At 41.1% G+C, this 2689-nt stretch carries 3 protein-coding genes; 2 read left to right on the top strand and 1 reads right to left on the bottom strand.

The genetic code is table 11. From position 1 onward, the window contains the following. A partial coding sequence (locus JJE29_09425) for an MBL fold metallo-hydrolase (protein ID MBK5252835.1) occupies positions 1-1185 on the bottom strand: 1185 nt, incomplete at its 3' end. A 152-nt stretch (positions 1186-1337) separates the two neighbouring features. On the opposite strand from JJE29_09425, the gene JJE29_09430 reads away from it, so the two are divergent. Both JJE29_09430 and JJE29_09435 read left to right on the top strand, forming a co-directional pair. After that, the gene (locus JJE29_09430) at positions 1338-2234 is read left to right on the top strand and encodes a nitroreductase family protein (GenBank protein ID MBK5252836.1); all 897 of its coding nucleotides are present in this window, start codon (positions 1338-1340) and stop codon (positions 2232-2234) included. Positions 2235-2239: 5 nt separating this feature from the next. Then, on the top strand, positions 2240-2689 hold a 450-nt coding region (locus JJE29_09435; GenBank protein ID MBK5252837.1), incomplete at its 3' end, for a hypothetical protein.

Raw genomic sequence — 2689 nt, forward strand, 5'->3', positions numbered from 1 at the left:
AGATTCTCCGAATACCTTGACATTTTTTTCTCCATTCTTGATTCTTCGGCCCAATGTTCCTTCCGCTTGGTATCCTACGAAAATAACGCTGGACTGTGAGCGCCAGAGATGGTGTTTCAGATGATGCTTTATACGGCCGGCAGTTGCCATTCCGCTTGCCGAAATAATTATTTTCGGATCAGTGTTTTTATTCAGAGCTATTGATTCCTCGACAGTTTTAGTGAAGTGAAGATTCTTGAAATCGAGGGGATTGTCTCCGCTCATTATGAAATCTCGGGTTTCCTTATCGAATACCTCGGCATTTTTTCTAAAAATTTCAGTGGCTCGGGTGGCCAGTGGGCTGTCGATGTAAACCGGTATGCGGTTGAATCTTTTTCCTTCTTCCTTGTTGTCGTAATATTTGTTAAGCTCGTAAATTATTTCCTGGGTTCTTCCAACCGCGAATGAAGGGATCACTACTGTACCTCCTCGGTCGGTAGTGTCAAGAATTATTTTAATCAGCTTGTCTATGCGTTGCTCTGGGTGATTATGCAACCTGTTTCCGTATGTGGATTCTATTAGGAGATAATCCGCTTCATCGATGAACTCGGGATCTCTCAGAAGAGGCTTGTTAATCATTCCAAGGTCTCCGGAGAATACAAGTTTTTTCTCATGGCCATTTTCCTTGACCCAAACTTCCACAATTGCGGAGCCGAGAATATGGCCGGCATCCTTGAATCTTACCGTCACCTCGTCGTTAATTAGTATTGTTTGGTCATACAGTACAGGGTAAAGGTATTTTACAGCAACTTCAGCGTCGGCTACTGTGTAGAGTGGCTCAAGCTTAGGCAGACCTGCTCTGGTTCTTTTTCGGTTTTCCCATTCGGTTTCTTTTTCATGAATGTGTCCGCTGTCCTTAAGAAGTATGTCTGCAAGGTCCGAGGTTCCGCGTGTGCAGTATATGCGGCCCTTGAAGCCTTCTTTTACAAGCTTGGGGATTCTGCCGCTGTGATCGATATGTGCATGGCTAAGAATCATAAAATCAATATCTGCAGGGTTGTATGCGAAATCGATAAAGTTTAGAGCTTCGGTTTTTTTGCCACCTTGGAACTGACCGCAATCCAATATGAATTTATATTTTTCTGTTGAGATAAGATAATTGGATCCTGTTACTGTTCCTGAGGCTCCTAGAAAGCTGATATTCAAATTCATCACTCCATTCATTTTATATTGTTTGATATATCCATTATGTTTCAAAAAACGATTGTTGGCAAGCTCGTTGAGGCAAAATTTGCATTTTGAGTTTATAAAAGGTTGTTTAAGAGTATAATTAAATAAGAACAAAAGGAGGCTTAAACATGCATAGACTATTTGAAAAAAGAAGATCAGTAAGAGAATACAAAACAAGAGTGGTTGAACAGAGCGTAATAAATGACTTGATTCAAACAATCAAAGCGAAACCGGGCTTGATTGAAGGCATAAACATGAACTTTGTCTTCTTGAAGGAAGGGAAAAAAATTCATGATGTGCTGGATGGACAAGTAGGATATTTCGGAAAGCTAATCGAAGCTCCTCATTATTTTGCAGTAATGTCGGATCATAGAGAAGGGGCTTTCATGAATGCTGGATACATGGTTGAACAGTTTAATCTTCTTGCCACAGATATGGAACTTGGAACATGCACGATTGAGGTGCCTGAGGATACGTCTAAGATAAAGGAGATTCTTGGAATCGACAGCAAAATGGACCTAATGGTTCTCGTGGCCATAGGATATTCAAAGAAGGAGAGAAAGGTTCTAAATATTTATGACACTAGGCTTAAAGGAAGCCTTTCTCCATTAACGGAGCTTGGATATCCGAAAATCAATCCGGAGTATTCCAAGGAACCGGTAAGCTCGAGACTTGCGGTGGATGAGATTGTATTTATGGGAGAATGGGGAGTAAAAGTAGATATGGACGATTTAAAGCAGCAAGGAATAGACGAGGTTTTCTATTACATGCGGCTTGCACCGTCTTGGGGAAACAGGCAGCCTTGGAGATTCATACTCGATGGCACCCGGGTCGTACTTCTTATGCAGAGCGGTGGCGAAGGGATAAGTAAAAAGGTTGAAAAAACAGAAGCCGGAATAGCCATGCTTTATCTTGAATTGGCAATGGCTGAAAAAGGGATGACAGGGCAATGGATTTTTGATGAGGAACCTAAAGAATATAAATTGCCTAATGACTATCATGTTGTCGGCTATTTCGGAAAGTAGGATTTATGAAGATTAAACAGAAATTTAAATTTACATGGCTCATATTGATATTTGTATTGATAGCAGCCTTGTTTTCAGGATGTGGACAAGGAGCGGTGGATGGTAGCGATGAGCGTTTTCCAATTGAGGAAAACGATTGTGATAGCGGTGAATTGGAAGCAAACACCATAGAAGAAAAAACAATAGGAGAAATTGAAGAAAGCATAGACATCACTGAAATTGCAATACAAAAGGCCATAACAGAGCAGCAGGTAATGGTTTCTCAGGAGGAATTCGAGCAGGTATTGAATAAAGAGGTTATTCCGAAGCCCGAGGTGGTTGAGGATGAACAGCCCGAGCCAATTGTGGAGGTTGAATCCTTTAAAAATGGAATCCCGGAGGGTCTTATTCTTGATTTGAAGTACGATTTACATCCGTCCGGACATAGCTATGTTCTTGTAACGACGAACACATTA

Source organism: Peptostreptococcaceae bacterium, assembly GCA_016649995.1.
Lineage (GTDB): Bacteria > Bacillota > Clostridia > Peptostreptococcales > BM714 > BM714.

What these genes read in the sequence shown, in the direction of transcription:
- JJE29_09430 (MBK5252836.1), top strand. Translation starts at nt 1,338, where the DNA reads ATGCATAGACTATTTGAAAAAAGAAGATCAGTAAGAGAATACAAAACA.